Below are 19,042 nucleotides of genomic sequence, written 5' to 3'. Positions count from 1 at the left end.
GTCAGTTCACCTGGCGGCGCTCGACGACGCGCTTGAGCACCCAGCGGATCGACGAAGCGTCGGCCGGCGGCCGCGCGACGCGGTATTCGTCGACTTCGAGCGTGTACAGGTAGCCGGGCTGGTACGCGAACCCTTCGATTCCCGCGTACCACAGGCTCCACGGCTCGCTCGGGCTGCCGCGCACCTGCAGGCACTCCATCGGCGCGACGCCCGTGCAGCGCGCGGACTGCGGCGCGACGTAGACGGTTTTGGTCACCGGCTTGCCGTCGGCCGGGCGAGCGGCATTCGGCGCGGTGGCCGCCGCGTCGGTCTGGCATCCGGCGACGAGCATGCTGCCGGCAATGGCGGCCGCGCCAAGCAGCGTTCGGGTCTTGTGAATCATCGGGCATGCCTCTGGGAGCGTTGCAGGGCCAATTAGACGAGCCACCCGGCGAGAAGGTTCACAAACACCTTGCAGAACGCGTTCGGCCATTCCGGTTTGTCGGATGTCGCGTGCGAGCCGATACGTTACCGTCTCCCGGGCCCGCGGCGTGCATCGTCACCGGCCACGCGATCGCCATCGACGGCCGCTTCACCGGGTAGTGATCGTGTACCATCGACGCTTCCCGACACGCTTCGACGCACTGCCTTCGTTCGCCGGCCACGCCCGCGCGGCTCGCGCGGCGCGTTTCCTTCGCATGACGTCATCCGCTTCGTCCGACACCGCACTCCGCCCGCTGCCGATCGATACGCTCGCCGTGCCGGCCGCGCTCGACGGACGCACGGGCACCAACCGCTCGGGCAGCGCGCATCCGCAGATCGCCGCGACCAACGACCTCGACGCCGTGCGCGCGTGGCTCGCCCGCTTCGTCGATACGCCGACCACGTTCCAGAACTACCGCAAGGAAGCCGAGCGCCTGCTGCTGTGGGCCGTGATCGCGTGCGGCAAGCCGCTGTCGTCGCTCACGCACGAGGATCTCGTCGTCTACCGGCAATTCCTGCTCGCGCCCGCGCCGGCCGAGGCGTGGTGCGCGAACGGCGGCCGCAAGCATCCGCGCGACGATCCGCGCTGGCGGCCGTTTTACGGGCCGCTGTCGGCGGCCAGTCAGCGACAGGCGCTGGTGATCCTGAACGTGATGTTCTCGTGGCTCGTGCAGGCCGGCTATCTGGCCGGCAACCCGCTCGCGTTGTCGCGACAGCGGCAGCGCCGGCCCGCGCCGCGCGTCACGCGCCATCTCGGGCAGCCGCTGTGGCAATCGGTGAAGGACGCGATCGCCGCGATGCCGCGCGACGATGCGCGCGCATGCGTCCATGCGGATCGCGCGCGGTGGCTCTTCACGCTGCTGTATCTCGGCGGGCTGCGCATCACCGAAGCAGCCGATACGACGATGGGCCAGTTCTTCTGCCGACGCGACGCGAGCGGGCACGAGCGCTGGTGGCTCGACGTGACGGGCAAAGGCGGCCGGCAGCGGCTCGTGCCGGCTACCGACGAGATGATGGCCGAGCTGGCGCGCTACCGGCGCACGCACGGCCTGCCCGCGCTGCCGTTCGACGGTGAGCCGACGCCGCTCGTGCTCCCGGTCGGCCAGACGCGCAAGCCGCTCACGCGCGCCGCGCTGCACCGGATCGTGAAGCAGGTGTTCCGGCATGCGGCCGACCGGCTGCGCGCGAACGGCGAGGCCGGCGAGCAGGCGGCGCGCGTGCTCGAACAGGCGTCCGCGCACTGGCTGCGCCACAGCGCGGGCTCGCACATGGCCGACGGCCGCGTCGACCTGCGGCTCGTGCGCGACAACCTCGGCCATGTGTCGCTGACGACGACGAGCCAGTATCTTCACGCGGACGACGACTGGCGGCATCGCGAGACGGAGGAGAAGCACCGGATCGGGTGGGACTGAACACCTGGCCGGCGCACCGCGACTCGGTGAACGAGGTCGAGCCCACCCGAAACCCATCGTGACTGCAATTCGCCCGATCGCTTGCCGCCCGCACGTCGATCTCGCCGCGCGACCCGTCGACACGCGTGCTGTGTCAGTACACGGCGACCCAGTGCCCCGGCACCCACGCCCAGTGATTGCCGGCCCACCGGTAATGCCCCTTCGCCCACCGATAGCCGGGCGCGGGCGGCGGCGGCGCCACCTCGACGACGGGCGCGGGCTGGGGTGGCCGCACGGGCTCGACCACGCAGGCGGACATCAGCGCGGCACTCGCGCTCACCAGCATGGCCAGCGAAACGGATCGGATCTTCATTGTCGATTTCTCCCTGTTGTGTAATGGGTTGATCGGGCCGCGCGCGGCATGCACCGCCTCACGCGCCCCCGCGAATCAGGCCGCTCATCGGCCGTGTCGCGCCGCTTTCCGCGAACAACGCGGACGCGGTGCGGCCCGGATCGAGCCGCAGGCTGTCGGCGGCCGCGCCCGCGATCAGCGCGTCGAGCGACGCGGTCGGCTTCAGGTCGCGCCCTTCGTACAGGTCGCCGGGCCGCAGCCCCGGCCAGTCGGCGATCACACGTCCGCCTGCGACCGCGCCGCCCGCGAGCATCGCCACCGACGCCTGCCCGTGATCGGTGCCGCCCGTGCCGTTCGCCGCGGCCGTGCGGCCGAACTCGGTCGCGACCAGCACCGTGGTCTGCTGCCATGCCGGCCCGAGGCCGTCGCGCAGTGCGGCGAGCATCGTATCGAGCGCCTTCAACTGATTCGCGAGCCGCGCGTTCTGCGCGCTGTGCGTATCCCAACCGCCCGTCTCGATCATCGCGATCCGCGGCCCGTCGTCGCGCGCGAGAAACGTCGCGGCGAGCTTGCCGACGCCGACCGGGTCCTGCCGCGCATGCGCATCGCCGGCGAGGCCGCGCGCTTCCATCGCCGACTGCCACAACGGGCCGAGCTGTGCGTCGGCTTCGTAGAGCGCCGACACGCGCGTGAGCAGATCGTCCGGCGCGGCCGGCAAACCGGACGGCGCATACGACGCGGCCTGCACCGTGCCGCGCAGCGCAAGCGGCACGGTCGGCGCGAACGCGATTGCGCTGTCGCGCGTCGCCGGCAGCAGCGCGGCGAGCCGGTTCAGCCAGCCGTCCTTCACCTGGTACGGCGCACGGCCGCCCGTTTCGAGCACGTTCTGACCGTCGAAATGCGAGCGGTCGCGATACGGCGACGCGATCGCATGAACGAACAGCGCGTGGCCGTCGCGGTACAGCTGCGCGGTCTGCGCGAGCGACGGATGCAGCGCGAACGTGCCGTCGAGCCGCGTTGCCGCCGCCGTGTCGATCGCGAGCGGGCCGCGCAGCGACGCATACGCGGGCTCCGCATACGGGACGACGATGTTCAGGCCGTCGGCCGCGCCGCGCTGGATCACGAACACGAAGCGCCGGTCGGTCTCGACGTTCGCGAATACGATCCGCGGCGCGACGAGGATCGCGCCCGCGCCGGCGGCGGCGACGCTGAGGAATTGTCGGCGGGACAGTGCCATGGTCATCTCCGTTGGAAATCGGGCGACACGAGCAGCAGCGCGAGCGACGTCGTCGCGCTTTCGGCGCGCGCGAGCGCGGTCGCGGTCGGCGCGCTCATCGAACCGGCGAGCAGCGTGTCGCCGAGCGTGCGCGGGTCGAGCCGGTCGCCCGTACGCGCGGCGAGACGCTGCGCGATCTCGACGCGGCGCACGAGCGCGTCGGGCGCGGCCCAGCTCGCGGCGACGTCGTCGTAGCCGGCCGGCGAGCCCGGCCGCCACACCGGCTGGCCGAGCTGCGCGAGCAGCGGCGCGGCCTTGAGATCACCCGTGTCGCGCCACCCGAGCCCGCGCAGCGACGATACGGCCCACTCCCACGGCGTCTTGAACTTGCGGTTGACCGGCGCCCACGCATCGGGCGCATCGACGAGCGCGCGATAGACGGTCGGCAGATCGCCGCCGCTCGCGGCGAATGCGCGCGCGAGCCGGTCGGTCAGCGCGGGCGGCGGGTTGTCGGCGACGAAATGACGAGCAAGCTGGAACGCGATGTGCCGGCCCGTCGCCTCCGAACGCGCGAGGTCATGCAGGATCGCGCGCGCCTGCGCTTCGCCCGGTTGATCGTAGGTGCGGCCCATCACCGTGCGCGTGCCCGGTTCGTGCAGATTCGGGCGAAACACGAATGCGCCGGGCGCCGCGTCGCCCGGCTGCGGCCCGCGCCCGCCGGCGATGCTCCAGCCGGTCAACGCACGAGCGAATTCCGTCACGTCGGTTTGCGTGTAACCGGTACGCACGCCGAGCGTGTGCAGTTCCATGATTTCGCGCGCGAGGTTCTCGTTGAGCCCGCGCTTCGCCGACGGATTGCGTGCCTGCGCACGCAGCGCGGCCGGGCTGTCGGGGCCGACCGAGCGCGCCTGATCGAGGAACACCTGCATCGCGGGATGCTGCTCGACCGCGACGAGCATGTCCTCGAACCGGCCGAGCACGTGCGGACGGATCGCGTCGCGTTCGAATGCGCCCGCATACGCGGCCACCTGCCCCTTGTCGACCGATACCGCGAAATGGTTCGCCCAGAAATGCACGAGACGCTCGACGAACGGCGCGGACGTGGTCAGCGCGCTGTTCATGCGCGCGGCGACGGCGCTGCGATACGCATCGTAGCCGTCGCGGCGGATCGATTGCGCGGTCGCGCGCTTCGCGGCCGCGTCGTCGCCCGTCATCGCGTTGCGGATGTTCGCGAAGCGCGTGGCAAGCGTGACCGCGTCCGGCTCGCCGGCCCATGCGGCGGGCCGCGCGTCGTAGCGGTCGAATTGCGCGACGAGTGCCGCCTTCGGCTCGGCGGGCGGTGCTTCGTCGGCCCGTGCGCCGAGACCGAAACGGTTCAGCGCGATCGCGGCCGGCGTGGCGTCGTTCGGATGGTCCATGACGGGCTCTCTTGCGGTGCGTACTCACGTTCAACGCAAGCGCACCGGGAAATCCGTCGCGGGGCGGGAAAATATTTTTCGTGATCGGGAAACGGCGGGCGGAAATCTCGCCGCACGGCGGCGCACATCGTCGACGGACAACGCCCGGGCAATGCGCCGGAACCGGCACACGCATGACGCGCGAGCAATACGCGGAGTCGCGTGCCGCCCGCGCGCGGCTTACTCGCTCGCCGATGCGTCCGGCTTCTTCCGCAGCTTCGGCGGCAGACGCCAGTTGCCGCTGTGCTGCAACCCGTCGACGAACTTCACGCGCTCGTCGGGCGTCAGCGTCGCCGCGAAATCGACGACGCTGCGCTCGACCTGCGCACGCATCGCGGTGTCGGCCGCGCGCGTGCGCTCGAGCGCCGCATCGATCGCCGCGCGATCGAGTTGCGGCGCGGCGAGCAGGTCCAGCACGGTAATCCGGCCGTCGCGCCCTTCGCGCGCGAAATCGCGGCCGCTCTTGCGCGCCGCCTTCAGCGCGGCGGCGAACTCGCGCTGCCGCGCATCGGGCAATTCGTCCGCCGCGAAACGCAACGCCGTGCGCTGCGCGGGCGTGCCGCCCGCATGCAGGTCGCGATGCGTCGAGAACCATTGATATGCGCCGCCGCCGATCGCGCCGAGCATGAACACGTTCAGCACGACCGAGCCGACGAGGGTGAGTTTCCAGCCGCGTTCGGTCATTCGTCGCTCCCGTCCACGCTCGGGCTGCCGAACGTCGTCGTCAGATAGCCCGGCTCGTGCGGCGCCGGCGGCGCGCTGCCGAGCATCAGCATCGACACGGCCACCGCGCCCGCGAGCGCACCGGCCAGGCCGACGCCCGCGAACGCCGCGCCCGACCACCATACGGCGCCGCGCCGGCGTGCGCGCCGCGGCGCGGGCGCCGTCGCGACGATGCGCTCGACGAGCGACGGCGCCGGCGGCTCGACCGTATCGCACGCGAGCCACGCATCGAGGTCGGCCGCATCGTCGAGCGCCAGCAGCGCGTCGCGCGGGTTCGCGTGCGCCCACGCCTCGGCGGCCGCGCGCTCGGCGGCCGGCCAGCGCCGCGCGTCCGAACCGTACGCGGCGACGATGGTGCGAAATCGTTCGGGTGTCATCGCTTGTCCTCGCTAGGTGGGTCGCCGGCCAGTTGCGCGCGCAGATTGCGCCGCGCACGGGCGAGCAGGCTTTCCAGCGCATCGACGGTGATGCCCATCAGGTTGGCCGCTTCCACGTTCGACATTTCCTGATAGTACTGGAGCACCAGCGCTTCCCGCTGCCTCGGCGGCAATGCGGCCAGCGCCTGCCGCACGCGCGCGTCGCGCGAACGCAGTTCCGCATGCGCGGCCGGCTCCGGTTGCGTGTCGGGCACGTCGGGCAGCGTATCGACGGGCTCCTCGCGCCGGCCGCGCAACCGGTCGTAGCACAGGTTCAGCACGACGCGATGCAGCCACGTGTCGAAGCGGGCTTCGCCTTCGCGCCAGCGCGGCGCCTGATTCCAGATTCGCAAGAACGTCTCCTGCGCGACGTCCTCGGCTTCGTTCCGGTCGCCGAGCATGCGCGTCGCCAATGCGAGCAGCCGCGGCAGCTTGCGCGCGACGAGCACGCGCACCGCCGATGAATCGCGCGCGCCGACGCGCGCGACGAGTTCCGCGTCCGGATCGCGGTCGCCGCGATCGCTCAACGCCGCCGGCTCCGTCGACCGGCGCGCGAGCGGTGCACTGTCACGGCAGAGGGAACCGCCGCCCGGCTGAAGCTCATCGTGGTGCTCTCCTTGCATGCGTCGGGCCGGCGCCGGACGGCGCCATGCCGCCCGTTCATCAACGCCGCGCGCGTCGCGCCCGACATGGCACACGGTGTCGGCCATATCCGTTTCATCGACGTCCCGTTCGCGCCGCATGTCGATCCCGTCAGCCGGCCGCGCGAGCGTCGGCCGGCGCGCTCAATATACGACGACCGGCGCGGGCCGGTAATACACCGGCCGGGCCGGCACCACGACGCAGCCGGCCAGCACGATGGCTGCGGCCGCCAGTATCACGATGGTTCGAAAAGGCATCGCTTCGGCTCATGATGTTGCGAGAAGGATCCGCTGCGCCGGCGTCACTTCGACGCGCGGCGGCGTGCACGTCAGGGCCCGTCAGGCCCAGTGGCCCGGCACCCAGCGCCAGGCCGGGCCGCGCGCGGACCAGTGCCCTGGCACCCAGTGGTAACCGACCCGCACGATCTGCCAGTGGCCCGGAATCCATACGTAGCGGCCTTGCCGCCAGTGCCAGTGGCCCTGATCCCACACGTAACCGGCACGGGGTGCGGGCATCACCTCGACGCGCGGCGGCGGCGGTGCGTAAGGCGCGACGATGACGGCCTGCGCGAATGCCGCCGACGCCGCAAGCGCGGCCACGCATCCGGCAGCCAATCGCAACGGAACGGAAAGTTTCATGAAAGACTCCGAAATAACGGGCATCGACCAGAAGCGGTCGTTCATGCGTTAAACGGAGCAGGCAGAAGAAATCCGTCGCGGTGTCGGCAAATAAATTTCGGGTGCGCCCCGGCACCGATGGTGACTGGAGGCGCGCAACGCGCGGTTGTACGCACCGGCCACCACGCATGCCGGGTCGCGGTACTGTCACACCGCGGCAAAACTGCCCTTCGACAATGCATGCGACCGGGATCCCGCTCGTTTCCGGCCCAGGCCCCGGCCGTGCTCGCGCATGGCCGCACGGTTCCCCACCTCGCGCCCCATCAACGAAAACACCGACCATGTCGAACCAGGACACTCTCCCTGACCAGCCGAACGAGCCGGCCGCGTCCGTGTCGCGTCGCGGCTTCCTGAAACTCGCCGGCGTCTCCGGCCTCGCCACCGCCGCCGGCGGGCTCGCGGCTGCCCGCGCCGGCGCGTCGAACCCGGACGGCACGCCCGAACAGGTTCACCTGACGTGGGGCAACGACCCGACGTCCGAAGTCGTGATCTCGTGGGCGTCGCTCGCGCCGGCCGTGAACCCGCGCGCGCGCATCGTCGCCGACGGCGAGCCGGCGCGCACCGTGCACGGCGTCCAGCGCCTGTACACCGACGGCCTGAACGGCGAAACGGTGTTCACGTACCACGCGCGCGTGCACGGGCTGAAGCCGGATACGCGCTACCGCTACGAGATCACGGCCGACAACGACAGCCATGCCGCGCAGCCGTTCTCCGCGAATTTCTCGACCGCGCCGCGCGGCCGGGCGCCGTTCCGTTTCACGAGCTACGGCGATCTCGCGACGCCGAACGGCGCGTGGGTGCTGTCGTCGCCGCAGAGCCGCTTCGCGGTGCAGGCGGTCGAGCAGTTCCAGCCGCTCTTTCACCTGCTGAACGGCGACCTCTGCTACGCGAACCTGAACCCCGCGCACCAGCCCGACGTGTGGCGCGATTTCGGCAACAACAACCAGACGTCGGCCGCGAATCGCCCGTGGATGCCCTGCCCCGGCAATCACGAGATCGAATTCAACAACGGTCCGCAGGGGCTCGACTCGTACCTCGCCCGCTACACGCTGCCGGAGAACGGCACGCACTTTCCGGGCCGCTGGTACAGCTTCCGCGTGAGCTCGGTGCTGTTCGTGTCGCTCGACGCCGACGACGTCGTGTACCAGGATGCCGCCGCGTTCGTCGGCGGCCCTGCGCCGCTCGTGCCGGCCGCGAGCACCGGCCGCCCGCCGATCGAGCCCGGTACGTCGTTCTATGTGCGCGGCTACAGCAACGGCGAGCAGACACGCTGGCTCGAGCGCACGCTGCGGCACGCCGCGCATGACGACGACATCGACTGGATCGTCGTGCAGATGCACCAGGACGCGCTCAGTTCGTCGAAGACGGGCAACGGGTCCGACAAGGGCATTCGCGAAGCGTGGCTGCCGCTGTTCGACCGTTACGGCGTCGATCTCGTACTGTGCGGCCACGATCACGACTACGAGCGCAGCTATCCGGTGCGCGGCTGCAATCACCGCGCGGGCGTCGATGCGAAAACCGGCGAAGTGGTCGAAACGCTGCAGCCGCGCCCGGTCGGCTCGAACGATCCCGGCCGCACGACGTTCGACACGAGCCACGGCACGATCCACCTGATCCTCGGCGGCGGCGGCACCAGCGCGCCGCTCGACGTGTACGGCGAAAACCCGTCGACCGGCTTCGCGCAGGCGAAGGTGTTCACGAAGCCGAACCGGCCGGTGCCGGGCACCGCGCCGAACACGTTCGTGCGCCAGCCGGCCGATGCGCTCGAGGATGCGATCTGGTCCGCGCGCCGCGATACGGGCACCGGCTACGGGATCGCGGTGTTCGACCACGATCCGGGCAAGCCGGGCGGCCACACGACGATCACGATGCGCTACTACCACGCGCCGGGCGCCGACCAGCAGCCAACCGCGCAATACGAACTGTTCGAGACGATCGAGCTGAGCAAGAAGCGGCACGAGCGGTGATCGACGCGTCGGGCGCCCGCTGCGGCGGACGTCCGACGCGTTGCCGTCGAGAACGGAATACCCCGGCGCGAGTTAGACTGCCCGCCTCGCACACCGCCCCATGCAGATGAGTTTCGAATACCGCATTCACACGCCGCCTTCGGCCGCCGCATTCGATGCCGTCGCCATGTGCCGCGACAAGCGCATGGCGACGTCGAAGTCGATCCACACGAACGGCGGCTTGAAGTTCGCGATGCGGCCGGCGGCTGGCCGCTGATCGATCTGTCGATCGACGAAGCCGGTTTCCTCCTTGTCACCACGCTCGGCCCGATGCGGAACGCGATGCTCGACTCGATCGACCCGCGTTGTCGGAAATTGGCGCACCGTGGCGCATCGACGACGCGTGATCGGTTCGCGCGACCGAATCCGTCATACATGCCCGTGCGGCTGCAACGCCGCAACGGCCGCGCCCCCGTAAAATGCGCGTTTCCGGCGGAACCTTCGCTTGGTACCGCTGCTCGCGACAACAGCACGCGCGAGCCGACCCGAATCATCCGAAATCGAATGGGCATGTTGAAACACGCAGCAAGCATGAAACGCAAGAACCAGGCAACGCTCATCGGGCTCGGCGCGGTGCTGTTATGGGCGTCGGTGGTCGCGCTCGTTCGCGGGGTCAGCGAAAGCCTCGGCGCGACCGGCGGCGCGGCGATGATCTATACGGTGGCGTCCGTGCTGCTGCTGTTTTCGATCGGCTTCCCCGACCTGAGCCGATTCCCGAAAAACTATCTGCTCTGGGGCGGGCTGCTGTTCGTGTCGTACGAGGTATGCCTGTCGCTGTCGATCGGCTATGCGCGCAACGGTCAGCAAGCGATCGAAGTCGCGATGGTCAACTATCTGTGGCCGAGCCTCACGCTCGTCGCCGCCATCGTGTTCAACAAGCAGCGCGCGAACCTGCTCGTCGTGCCGGGCGTCCTGCTGTCGATGCTCGGCATCTGCCGGGTGCTCGGCGGCGACCAGGGGCTCGATCCGGCCGGCATGCTGCGCAACGTCGCGGACAATCCGCTCAGCTACGGGCTGGCATTCTTCGGCGCGCTGATCTGGGCCGGCTATTGCACGGTGACCGCGCGCCTCGCCGACGGCAAGAACGGCGTCACGCCGTTCTTCATGCTGGTCGCCGCGGTGCTCTGGACCAAGTTCGCGATCGAAGGCGGCGGCGCCATGACGTTCAGCTGGCACGCGGTCGCGTATCTCGTGCTGGCCGCGTCGGCGCTCGGCTTCGGCTATGCGGCCTGGAACACCGGCATCATGCACGGCAACGTGACGGTCATCGTCGGCGCATCGTACTTCACGCCGGTGCTCGCCGCCGCCCTCGCCGCGATGCTGCTCGATGCGCCGCTGTCCGCCGAATTCTGGCAAGGCGCGTCGATGGTGTGCGGCGGGTCGATCCTGTGCTGGCTCGCGACACGCGGCCGGCGTCGTGACAAGGCCAAGCCCGTGCGGACGAGCAAGCAGGCCGAGGGCAATTGCCACGGGTGAGGATGGCCGGGGCATTGACGGCAGGCCGGATCGCGACCGGCCGTGCTCGGAGCCGCGTCCACCGCGCTAGCTTCGCGATTCGAGCGCGATCCGCATCGCCAACCCGGCCAGCACCGTCCCCATCAGCCAGCGCTGAACCGCCGCCCAGAGCGGCCGCCCCGCGAGAAAGCCCGCGATCGAACCGGCCGCGCACGCGATCAGCGCGTTGACGCTGACGCTCACCGCGATCTGCACGCAGCCGAGCGCCAGCGATTGCGCGAGCACGCTGCCGTGCCCCGGCACGATGAACTGCGGCAGCAACGACAGGTACATCACCGCGATCTTCGGGTTAGCGAGGTTCGTGACGAAGCCCATCGCGAACAACCTGGTGCGGCTGTCGTGCGGCAACTCCCCGACCTGAAACGCGGAGCGCCCGCCCGGCTTCAGCGCCAGCCACGCGAGGTAGGCGAGATACAACGCCCCGGCTACGCGCAGCGCATCGTACGCATACGGCACGGTCATCACCAGCGCGGTAATGCCCACTGCCGCGCAGACCATGTAGAACACGAATCCCAGCGCGACGCCGCCGAGCGACACCAGCCCGGCGCGGCGGCCCTGGCAGATAGAGCGCGAAACCAGATAGATCATGTTCGGTCCGGGCGTCAGCACCATCCCGAGCGACACGAGTCCGAACGCAAACAGGGTGGGCAAGGCAGGCACGGCACGCTCCTTCAGGACGACGATCACGAGATGCGAACAATGTATTGCATCGCGGCCATCGTCGGCATGAATAAACTGCAAGCGGCCCATGAGCGCCGCTCATCTTGCGGCCGGCCGCTACCTGCCCTTTTTCGCGCGCGTGCGAATCGTCTTTTCCGCTTTCGCACGTTGCGCGTCGACGAGCCGCACGAACGCGTCGGCGACCGCGTTGCCGGCGGTATTCCACGCCAGCCGCACGGACCGATGCAGCCGCGGCGACAGGGCCAGCACGCGGCCGCCGAACGGTGTGTACGTGAGCGTGATGCGCGGCACGATCGACACGCCCATGCCGGCTTCCGCCATCGACAGGATGGTGCGCATCTCGACCACGTTGAACGCCGCCCGAAGCGGCGCGCCGCCGCGCGCGAAGTAATCCGCGATCACCGGCCCGCACCCGGCCTTCGAGAAGATGAACGGCGCCGCGGCCAACTGCCTGGCCGACACGCTCTTGCGACCGGCGAACATGTCGGCGGCGGCCACCGCGACGAAATCCTCGTCGAGCAGCGGCAGGTTGTGCGCGAACGTCTTCGTGCCGGCCACCACGCCGACGTCGGCCGTCCCGTCGTCGATCCACCCTTCGACTTCGCTGTCCGTGCCTTCGAGCAGCACCGCGGATACGCCCGGGTGCATCGCCTTCAACGCCTCGAGCGCGGGAACGACGAACGCCAGCGACACGCTCGGCAGCGACGCGACCACCAGCTTTCCTTCGAGCTTGCCGCGCGCCAGGCTGAACTGCTGACGCAGCATCTGCGCTTCCCGCACCACGCTCTGCACATACGGCCACAGGCGTTCGCCGGCCGCCGTCAGGACGACCGGCTGGCGGTCGCGCCAGAGCAGCTTGACCTGCGTGATGTCCTCCAGCTCCGTCAGCGCGTGGCTGATCGCGGATTGGCTACGGCTGAGCCGGTCTGCCGCGGCCGTCAGCGAGCCGAGCTCGACCACGGCAGCCAGGGCCTGCAACTGGGCAAGCGTCATCGGGTTTCCTTGTTCGAGGGCATGTATTCCGTGCATGGTATGCCGCGTTCTCTTGAATTATATTGAACCGGCCCTGCGGTCAGGCAGCGGACAGCCACGCGTCGCCACGCCGCACCATTCGATGATGCACTTCAATCCGACTGAAGGACTGCCGCCCCCGGCGCCGCCGGCGTCCGGCACCACGCCCTGCTTCATTCCCGAAGACGCGCTAGACTAGCCGGATGGAACGATGCCGTTATTGCCAGAGAATCCGCGATGAATGGGATTGCCACGGCGACGAGTGCCGCCGGGCAATCGCCAAGGCGCTGCGCCGTCAGCGCGCGGGCCTGCCGATGGTCCCCGATCGCATCCGCAACGAGTTGCCGTCCGGCGCGCCGACCCAGCAGGTGATCGCGGTCCTGTCGCGGCAGCGGCTGCGCGCGCGTCGCGGCAACGAGGAACGCCGCGAGCGCAAGGAAATCGACGACGACGGGGTCTGATCCGGCCGCCTGGGGCGAGCCGTGCCGCCGCGCGACGGGCCGGCCCTTCGCCGCCCGGGCGCCCGCGCCCGCGTGACATCCCCGCCCTTTCACTCTCCCGCCACTCCGTTCAATCCGCCCTCATACAACATGGGGACAGAAGACGTTCGGCCGCGACATTGTTACCGCGAAAGCAACGATCTTTCACTCAAACTCACGTTTACCCTAGGTGACCCGGCGCCTACGATGTATTCAACCGCTGACGACATGGCGTCGCATGCGGAAAGCCAATAAACATCGGAGGTCATCATGAAATCGCTCGTTTCCGCAGTCGCAGCCGCCGTCGCCCTGTCCGCCTCGTTCGGCGCATTCGCACAAAGCACCGTGACCCGCGCCCAAGTGCGCAACGAACTGGTCCAGCTCGAAAACGCCGGCTACAAGCCGAGCCAGTCGAGCCCGTACTATCCGGCCGACGTCCAGGCCGCGGAAGCCCGCGTGCGCGGCGTCGACAACAGCGGCTTCGGTTCGCAACCGGCCGCCACCGGCGACAGCGGCGCACCGGCCGTGCGGGTGCAAAGCCGGCACGACTCGGTCTACTTCGGCCATTAAGCGCGCCGCCGCGCGCCCGGCGCGCGCAGCCCGCACGGCGACGAGCCCGTCCCGCGACGGGCTCGTCGCGTTTCGGCCCGCCGTCAGCGGCCGCCCGACGCGACGCGACCGGTCTCGTCCGGCGTGCTGCCCCGAATCAGATCCTGGTAGCGCACGCATGCGCACTGCGCGGACGCCTTGGCCGCGTACATCGCCGCGTCGGCCTTGACGAGCAGTTCCTCGGCCGACGCGCCGTCCGCGGGGAACTCGCTGACCCCGATGCTCGCCCCGACGGCCACGCGCCGTTCGTCGAACTCCAGTTCCTCGGCCATCACGATCTGGATGCGCGTCGCGACATCGCCGATCACCGCCGGCGAATGCACGTCCGAGAGCAGCACGATGAATTCGTCGCCGCCCAGCCGGGCCACCATGTCGCCGCTGCGCAGCACGTGGGTCAACCGCTTCGCAACGGTGACCAGCGTGCGATCGCCGGCCGAGTGTCCGAGCTGGTCGTTGATCTGCTTGAACCCGTCCAGGTCGACGAACATGACGGCCAGCCCTTCGCGTACCGCGGCCGCGTGCCGGATCGCGGCGTCCAGATGCTCCATGAACAGCATACGGTTCGGCAGCGCGGTCAGCGGATCGTGGCCGGCGAGATGCGTGAGCTCCTGCTGCTTCGCGCGCAGCATCGCGACCTGCGTGCGGATCTCGACGCGCATGCTTTCGAAACAGCGCGCAAGCACGCCGATCTCGTCGGCACGCGCGACCGGCAGCCGCTCGGCGGCCGGATCGTCGAACACATGCGTCGCCGCGCGCGCAAGCGTCTGCAACGGCCGCGTGATCGCACGCGCGAACAGGATCGCAAGGATCACCGCGAGCATGCTCGATACGAGCACCATCCTGACGATCCGTTCGCCCAGCATGCCGGCCGGCGCGAGCACGTCGCCCAGCGGGCGGGCCATCCCGAGCACGACGAAGCGATTGCCCTCGTCGTGCCCGAACGGCGTACGCACGAACGCGAACATCTGGCCCGGCGCCTCGTCGGGTTGCGCGAGGCCGTTGAGCGTCACGTTCGTGCGCGCACTGTCGAACAGCGCGCGCGTGGCGGCGAAGCGATCCTGCATCAGCACGCGCCGGCCGCGATCGAAGCCGAAGGTCTGTGACGAATCGGGATGTACGAGAAAGTCGCCCCACTCGTTCGCGAGATAGACCCCATAGTCTGGCGGCAGATCGCGTTCGAGCCGGTCGAACACGCGCGACAGCTCGACGTCGACGACGAGCGCGCCGACCGTCTGGCCCGACGCGTCGACCACCGGTGTCCCCACGCGCAGGATCGGCAGCCCTTGCGCCGCATGCGCGCCCGTCTCGTGATTGATCGCGATCGGCGACAGGTAGATATGACCGGGCGCCATCGCGAGCGTATCGAATACGTAGGAAAACTGTCCTTTCTCCTGGAATACGCTTTCCGGCAGCACGACGATGCCGCGCGCATCGCGATCGAGACGAATGCGTTCGATCCCGAAATGCCCACTCGCGATCAGGCGGATCTGCAGGTATTCCGGATGATTCCTCATGAAGCTGTAATACACCTGCTCGAGCCGCATGCGGCTCGCGTTGTCCGGGTGGTCGGCGCCCGCGACGAACGCGGACGACGGCAACTGCGCGAGCACGAGCGCATCGTCGGCCACGTCGGCGAGCGCGGTCGTGAAGCGCTGGCCGAGCAGTTGCGTCGACATCAGCAGGCTGTGCTGCGCTTCCTGCACGAGCATCGCGCGGTTGGCGCGATACGCGTAGTAGCCGGTCGTGCCGGACGCGATCACGCCGATGCATGCGAACAGCACCGACAGCTTCGACGTGAGCCCGAGCCGGATCATTTTCCGAACTGCTCTGGCCGGTCGCCCGACACGATGCGGCTCCACAGCGATTCGCGGCGGGCGATGTCCTCCACGGGCTGAAGCCAGACGAGATGCTGGCGCCCGGTCTCCACGCCACGAGGCGGCTCGAGCGTGTTCGCGAGGCCCTGGCGCTCGGTGAGCAGCGTGCCGATCGCCGGTTCGAGCATGTAGTTGATCCACGCGAACGCGAGCTCGGGACGTTGGGCGCCGCGCGTGACGGCCCAGCAGTCGAGCCATGCCAGCGCGCCTTCGTCCGGGATCACGTAGCCGACGTCCGCGCCGGCGCGACGCAACTGCTCGACCTGCTGCGTGCCGTAGTTGCCGAACATCAGCGCCGCGCGATGCTGGACAAAGAGCGCGGTCGCCTCCTCGGGCAGCGTGTAGTACGTCAGCAGGTTGCGGCGCAGGTCGATCAGCTTGCGGGCGACGGCAAGCGTCTGCGCAGGCGACAGGCGGAACGGATCGGGATAGCCGAGCGCCAGCGCCGTAAACGAGAAATTGTGCTGCGCGCTGTTGAAGTCGAGCACCTTGCCGCGATAGCGCGGATTCCACAACTCGCGCATCGAGCGCGGCGCGGCCGGCACCTGCTTGCGGTCGTAGATCAGCCCCATCGACGAATACGTGAACGGAATCGCGTAGGACGCGCCGTCCTGCACGAGGCCGCCGATCGTCGCGAGCTGCTGGAAATTCGGCAACTGCCGCCGCCGGTTCGGGACGCGCGGCAGGTCGATCGGTGCAAGCAGGCGTTCGTGCGCATAGCGCTGGATCTCGGCCGTATTCGCGGCCAGCACGTCGTACGGGGGCGGCGATGCGCTGTGCATACGCGCCCACAGCGCTTCGTCGGAATCGACCAGCGTCACCTCGACGCGCACATGAAACTGCGCCTCGAATGCGCTGACGACATCGCTGTCGGCATAACCGGGCCAGGCGAGCACGCGCAGCACGTTGTCGTTGGCGGTTTCGGGAGCGGCGGCGAAGGTGGGCGGCGCGGGTGCCAGCAAGCCCAGCGTCAATACGACAAGCAGCGCGCGCACGGCGCCGCGTGCGCGCCTGTGTGCGCCGATTCGCCTGATCAATCGGACCCCGCGTGACTCGCCCCGCTGCATTCGACTGTCCTTTTTCGGGTCGATGCGATATCCCGCAACGAGACCATAAAACGCAGGGGCACGCAATCGGAACAAGCCGCACATCGCGCGCGCTCGCTGGCGTCACGGCTGAACGCAACCTAATTACATGGGCCCGCGCCGCGCCGCACCCCGACGCCCGCGGACGTCGCATCGCTCTTCGGCATCCAGAACTTCGCGAGCAATTTCGCGCGATCTCCATCACGGCCTGCCTCTGCGTGATGAAGATCGCGAAAAGCACGTTCGTGGTACCGCTCGCGGTGGCCGACGCGCTGCCGTATCGGCTCATCGTCGGCAAGGTTGAACCGCCGCCGCGCGGCGGCGGCAAGCGACATGTCGAGCCGAAAGCGGCCCGGCGCAGCAGGACGGCAGGGCCGCCGCCCTGCGCTTTCCTTTTCTGGCCGCGCATCGGACAATGAGCGGCGCCCGCCGGCGCGGCGCCGCTGCGGCCCGTGCACGGCGGCGACGCGCTCCGCCCACGCCGATGAAACGCTACGAAACCCTGGCCCATACGATCGCCGACGACATCCGCAACGGCAACCTTGCCGTCGGCACGCGCCTGCCGTCGCTGCGGCAGATCATCGCGCAGCATGGCGTGAGCCAGTCGACGGTGTTTCGCGCGTATTACCTGCTCGAACAGTGGGGGTTGATCCGCGCGCGCGAACGCTCCGGCTACTACGTTGCGCCGGGCGCGCAACCGGCCGCGAGCCCGGTGGCGAAGCACCGTACGAGCCGCGTCGGCGCCACGCGCAAGGTCGACATCAGCAACCTCGTGTTCTCCGTGCTCGATGCGGCCACGCAGCCGGGCATCGTGCCGCTCGGGTCCGCGTTCCCGGCGCCGCAACTGTTTCCGCTGCCGCGTCTGGCGAAGTCGCTCGCGCAAGCCGCGCGGCTCGTGAGCCCGTGGAGCACCGTCGTCGACCTGCCGCCCGGCAGCGAAGCGCTGCGCCAGCAGATCGCGCGGCGCTATCTCGCCACCGGCATCTCGCAGCCGATCGACGAAATCGTCGTCACGAACGGCGCACTCGAAGCACTGAACCTGTGCCTGATGGCCGTCACGCGGCCCGGCGACGTCGTCGCCGTCGAAGCGCCCGGCTTCTATGCGGCGCTGCAGGCGATCGAGCGGCTCGACCTGCGCGCGGTCGAGATTCCCGTCGATCCGCGTACGGGCCTCGATCTCGATGCGCTCGCGAACGCGCTCGACCGGCACGACATCCGCGCGTGCTGGTTCATGACCAATTTCCAGAATCCGACCGGCGTCACGCTGTCCACCGAAAAAAAGCGCGCGCTCGTCGACTTGCTCGCGGCGCGCGAGGTGCCGCTGATCGAGGACGACGTGTACGGCGAGCTGCATTTCGGCCCGGACTACCCGCTGCCCGCGCGCGCGTTCGACCGTCGTGGCCTCGTGATGCACTGCAGTTCGTTCTCGAAGACGCTCGCGCCCGGCTACCGGATCGGCTGGGCCGCCGCCGGCCGGTTCGCGGAGAAGGTGCAGCGGCTCAAGCTGATGACGACGCTGTCGGCCAGCATTCCGGCGCAGGCCGGCATCGCGAACTATCTCGAGCACGGCGGCTACGACCGGCACCTGCGCAAGCTGCGCGGCGCGCTGCACGCGCAGCTCGACCGGATGGACGACGCGCTGCGGCGCTGGCTGCCGGCCGGCGTCGAATGGGTACGGCCCGACGGCGGGTATTTTCTGTGGCTCGCGTTTCCCGATGCGATCGACGCGATGGAACTGCATCGCGAGGCGATCGCTCGCGGCGTCAGCTTCGCGCCGGGGCCGCTCTTTTCGGCCGCGCACGGCTTCGAGCGCTGCGTGCGCGTGAACTTCGGCCACCCGTGGAGCCGCGACATCGAACGCGCGATCCGCGTGCTCGGCGAACTGGTCGCGCAGCCGCCGGTCCGCAAGGCAGGCTGATCGCACACGATGCGCGCGGCGCGGGGCGCGTCACGGCCATGCAGCCAGGCCGCACGCGGGTTACATTGCAGGTCCTGCCGCCCTTTCCCGATTGCTCATGAGCCCACTGCCTTACATCGATCACGACGCGCTGCTGAAACTGACGGCCGAAGCCGCGCATGTCACGCAGCCGTGCGCATGCACGAGGACCTCGCTCGCCGGCTGGACGACCCTGCCGCTGTCGCTGCCGGACACGCAACTGACCGAAGTGGCCACGCTCGTCGCGCCGGGCGAGGCCGAGCCGACCTATGCGGAATATCATCCGGCCGGCACGCGCTACGCGTCGGACGACGCACCGATCGCGCCGCGCCATTTCCCGTACAACCGCTGCACCGTCAACCGCTGCCGCACGTGCGGCCGCCTGTTCCTGCGCTACCAGGAAGGCGGCGGCTACTTCATCGACCAGCGCATCCGCGCACTCGATCCGGCGCTCGTCGTCGACGCTTGACCTCGGAACGCGATGAACCGCAAGCAAACCGGCCGGCGCCC

Annotated in this window: 21 protein-coding genes; 8 read left to right on the top strand and 13 right to left on the bottom strand. The window is 69.5% G+C overall.

Annotated elements, in window-relative coordinates; genetic code table 11:
• Position 1: 1 nt before the first annotated feature.
• Positions 2-382, bottom strand: coding sequence for a DUF4377 domain-containing protein (locus tag LGM42_RS01760; protein WP_226231410.1), 381 nt, complete (start codon positions 380-382; stop codon positions 2-4).
• Between the two features lie 295 nt (positions 383-677).
• Between LGM42_RS01760 and LGM42_RS01755 the strand changes: the two genes are divergently transcribed.
• Entirely contained in the window at positions 678-1,874 is a 1,197-nt protein-coding gene (locus LGM42_RS01755) for a tyrosine-type recombinase/integrase (RefSeq protein WP_226231409.1), read from the top strand.
• Positions 1,875-2,007: 133 nt separating this feature from the next.
• Here LGM42_RS01755 and LGM42_RS01750 read toward each other — a convergent pair whose 3' ends face one another.
• The 7 genes from LGM42_RS01750 to LGM42_RS01720 all read right to left on the bottom strand — a co-directional run bounded on the left by LGM42_RS01750 (position 2,008) and on the right by LGM42_RS01720 (position 7,297).
• Positions 2,008-2,226, bottom strand: a complete 219-nt coding sequence (locus LGM42_RS01750; protein ID WP_059585069.1) for a YXWGXW repeat-containing protein — start codon at positions 2,224-2,226, stop codon at positions 2,008-2,010.
• A 58-nt stretch (positions 2,227-2,284) separates the two neighbouring features.
• Complete coding sequence (locus tag LGM42_RS01745; RefSeq protein WP_413227404.1) at positions 2,285-3,442, bottom strand: DUF1501 domain-containing protein; 1,158 nt, start codon at positions 3,440-3,442, stop codon at positions 2,285-2,287.
• A gap of 2 nt (positions 3,443-3,444) precedes the next feature.
• A complete protein-coding gene (locus LGM42_RS01740) occupies positions 3,445-4,839 on the bottom strand; it encodes a DUF1800 domain-containing protein (protein ID WP_060310890.1) in 1,395 nt (464 codons plus the stop codon).
• Between the two features lie 219 nt (positions 4,840-5,058).
• The gene (locus LGM42_RS01735) at positions 5,059-5,562 is read right to left on the bottom strand and encodes a periplasmic heavy metal sensor (RefSeq protein ID WP_060310889.1); all 504 of its coding nucleotides are present in this window, start codon (positions 5,560-5,562) and stop codon (positions 5,059-5,061) included.
• Complete coding sequence (locus LGM42_RS01730) at positions 5,559-5,978, bottom strand: hypothetical protein (protein WP_060310888.1); 420 nt, start codon at positions 5,976-5,978, stop codon at positions 5,559-5,561. Before LGM42_RS01730 ends, LGM42_RS01735 begins: the two co-directional genes overlap by 4 nt.
• Positions 5,975-6,760 (bottom strand): RNA polymerase sigma factor, encoded by a 786-nt coding sequence (locus tag LGM42_RS01725; RefSeq protein WP_226231407.1) that lies wholly within the window; start codon positions 6,758-6,760, stop codon positions 5,975-5,977. Before LGM42_RS01725 ends, LGM42_RS01730 begins: the two co-directional genes overlap by 4 nt.
• A gap of 237 nt (positions 6,761-6,997) precedes the next feature.
• Positions 6,998-7,297 carry a YXWGXW repeat-containing protein gene (locus tag LGM42_RS01720; RefSeq protein ID WP_226231406.1) on the bottom strand — a complete coding sequence of 100 codons (300 nt, stop codon included), beginning with the start codon at positions 7,295-7,297 and terminating at the stop codon, positions 6,998-7,000.
• Between the two features lie 320 nt (positions 7,298-7,617).
• Between LGM42_RS01720 and LGM42_RS01715 the strand changes: the two genes are divergently transcribed.
• Entirely contained in the window at positions 7,618-9,303 is a 1,686-nt protein-coding gene (locus tag LGM42_RS01715) for a purple acid phosphatase family protein (RefSeq protein ID WP_059585064.1), read from the top strand.
• Between the two features lie 126 nt (positions 9,304-9,429).
• Here LGM42_RS01715 and LGM42_RS01710 read toward each other — a convergent pair whose 3' ends face one another.
• The gene (locus LGM42_RS01710; protein ID WP_226231405.1) at positions 9,430-9,666 is read right to left on the bottom strand and encodes a hypothetical protein; all 237 of its coding nucleotides are present in this window, start codon (positions 9,664-9,666) and stop codon (positions 9,430-9,432) included.
• Positions 9,667-9,873: 207 nt separating this feature from the next.
• On the opposite strand from LGM42_RS01710, the gene yddG reads away from it, so the two are divergent.
• Entirely contained in the window at positions 9,874-10,818 is a 945-nt protein-coding gene (gene yddG / locus LGM42_RS01705; RefSeq protein ID WP_155644489.1) for an aromatic amino acid DMT transporter YddG, read from the top strand.
• Between the two features lie 66 nt (positions 10,819-10,884).
• Here yddG and LGM42_RS01700 read toward each other — a convergent pair whose 3' ends face one another.
• Together LGM42_RS01700 and LGM42_RS01695 are read right to left on the bottom strand one after the other, a co-directional pair.
• Complete coding sequence (locus LGM42_RS01700) at positions 10,885-11,517, bottom strand: LysE family translocator (protein WP_060311686.1); 633 nt, start codon at positions 11,515-11,517, stop codon at positions 10,885-10,887.
• A 117-nt stretch (positions 11,518-11,634) separates the two neighbouring features.
• Entirely contained in the window at positions 11,635-12,531 is an 897-nt protein-coding gene (locus LGM42_RS01695) for a LysR family transcriptional regulator (protein ID WP_099317503.1), read from the bottom strand.
• 221 nt (positions 12,532-12,752) lie between these two features.
• Between LGM42_RS01695 and LGM42_RS01690 the strand changes: the two genes are divergently transcribed.
• Positions 12,753-13,010, top strand: coding sequence for a hypothetical protein (locus LGM42_RS01690; protein WP_226231404.1), 258 nt, complete (start codon positions 12,753-12,755; stop codon positions 13,008-13,010).
• 288 nt (positions 13,011-13,298) lie between these two features.
• Positions 13,299-13,598 (top strand): DUF4148 domain-containing protein, encoded by a 300-nt coding sequence (locus tag LGM42_RS01685; protein ID WP_226231403.1) that lies wholly within the window; start codon positions 13,299-13,301, stop codon positions 13,596-13,598.
• A gap of 83 nt (positions 13,599-13,681) precedes the next feature.
• Here the strand turns inward: LGM42_RS01685 and LGM42_RS01680 are convergent, their stop codons facing one another.
• Both LGM42_RS01680 and LGM42_RS01675 read right to left on the bottom strand, forming a co-directional pair.
• Entirely contained in the window at positions 13,682-15,451 is a 1,770-nt protein-coding gene (locus LGM42_RS01680) for a GGDEF domain-containing protein (protein WP_226231402.1), read from the bottom strand.
• Positions 15,448-16,578 carry an extracellular solute-binding protein gene (locus LGM42_RS01675; protein WP_226231401.1) on the bottom strand — a complete coding sequence of 377 codons (1,131 nt, stop codon included), beginning with the start codon at positions 16,576-16,578 and terminating at the stop codon, positions 15,448-15,450. Before LGM42_RS01675 ends, LGM42_RS01680 begins: the two co-directional genes overlap by 4 nt.
• Between LGM42_RS01675 and LGM42_RS01670 the strand changes: the two genes are divergently transcribed.
• The 3 genes from LGM42_RS01670 to LGM42_RS01660 all read left to right on the top strand — a co-directional run bounded on the left by LGM42_RS01670 (position 16,560) and on the right by LGM42_RS01660 (position 19,001).
• On the top strand, positions 16,560-17,015 hold the full coding sequence (locus LGM42_RS01670) for a hypothetical protein (protein WP_226231712.1): 456 nt from the start codon (positions 16,560-16,562) through the stop codon (positions 17,013-17,015). The genes LGM42_RS01675 and LGM42_RS01670 overlap by 19 nt on opposite strands.
• Before the next feature lie 65 nt (positions 17,016-17,080).
• On the top strand, positions 17,081-18,514 hold the full coding sequence (locus tag LGM42_RS01665) for a PLP-dependent aminotransferase family protein (protein ID WP_226231400.1): 1,434 nt from the start codon (positions 17,081-17,083) through the stop codon (positions 18,512-18,514).
• Between the two features lie 97 nt (positions 18,515-18,611).
• On the top strand, positions 18,612-19,001 hold the full coding sequence (locus tag LGM42_RS01660) for a hypothetical protein (RefSeq protein WP_226231399.1): 390 nt from the start codon (positions 18,612-18,614) through the stop codon (positions 18,999-19,001).
• Positions 19,002-19,042: the final 41 nt, after the last annotated feature.

It is taken from the genome of Burkholderia sp. AU39826 (assembly GCF_020419965.1).
In the GTDB taxonomy this organism is placed as follows: Bacteria; Pseudomonadota; Gammaproteobacteria; order Burkholderiales; family Burkholderiaceae; genus Burkholderia; species Burkholderia semiarida.
The sequence above is the reverse complement of the archived record's forward strand: the minus strand, read 5'-3'. Positions and strand labels throughout refer to the sequence as shown.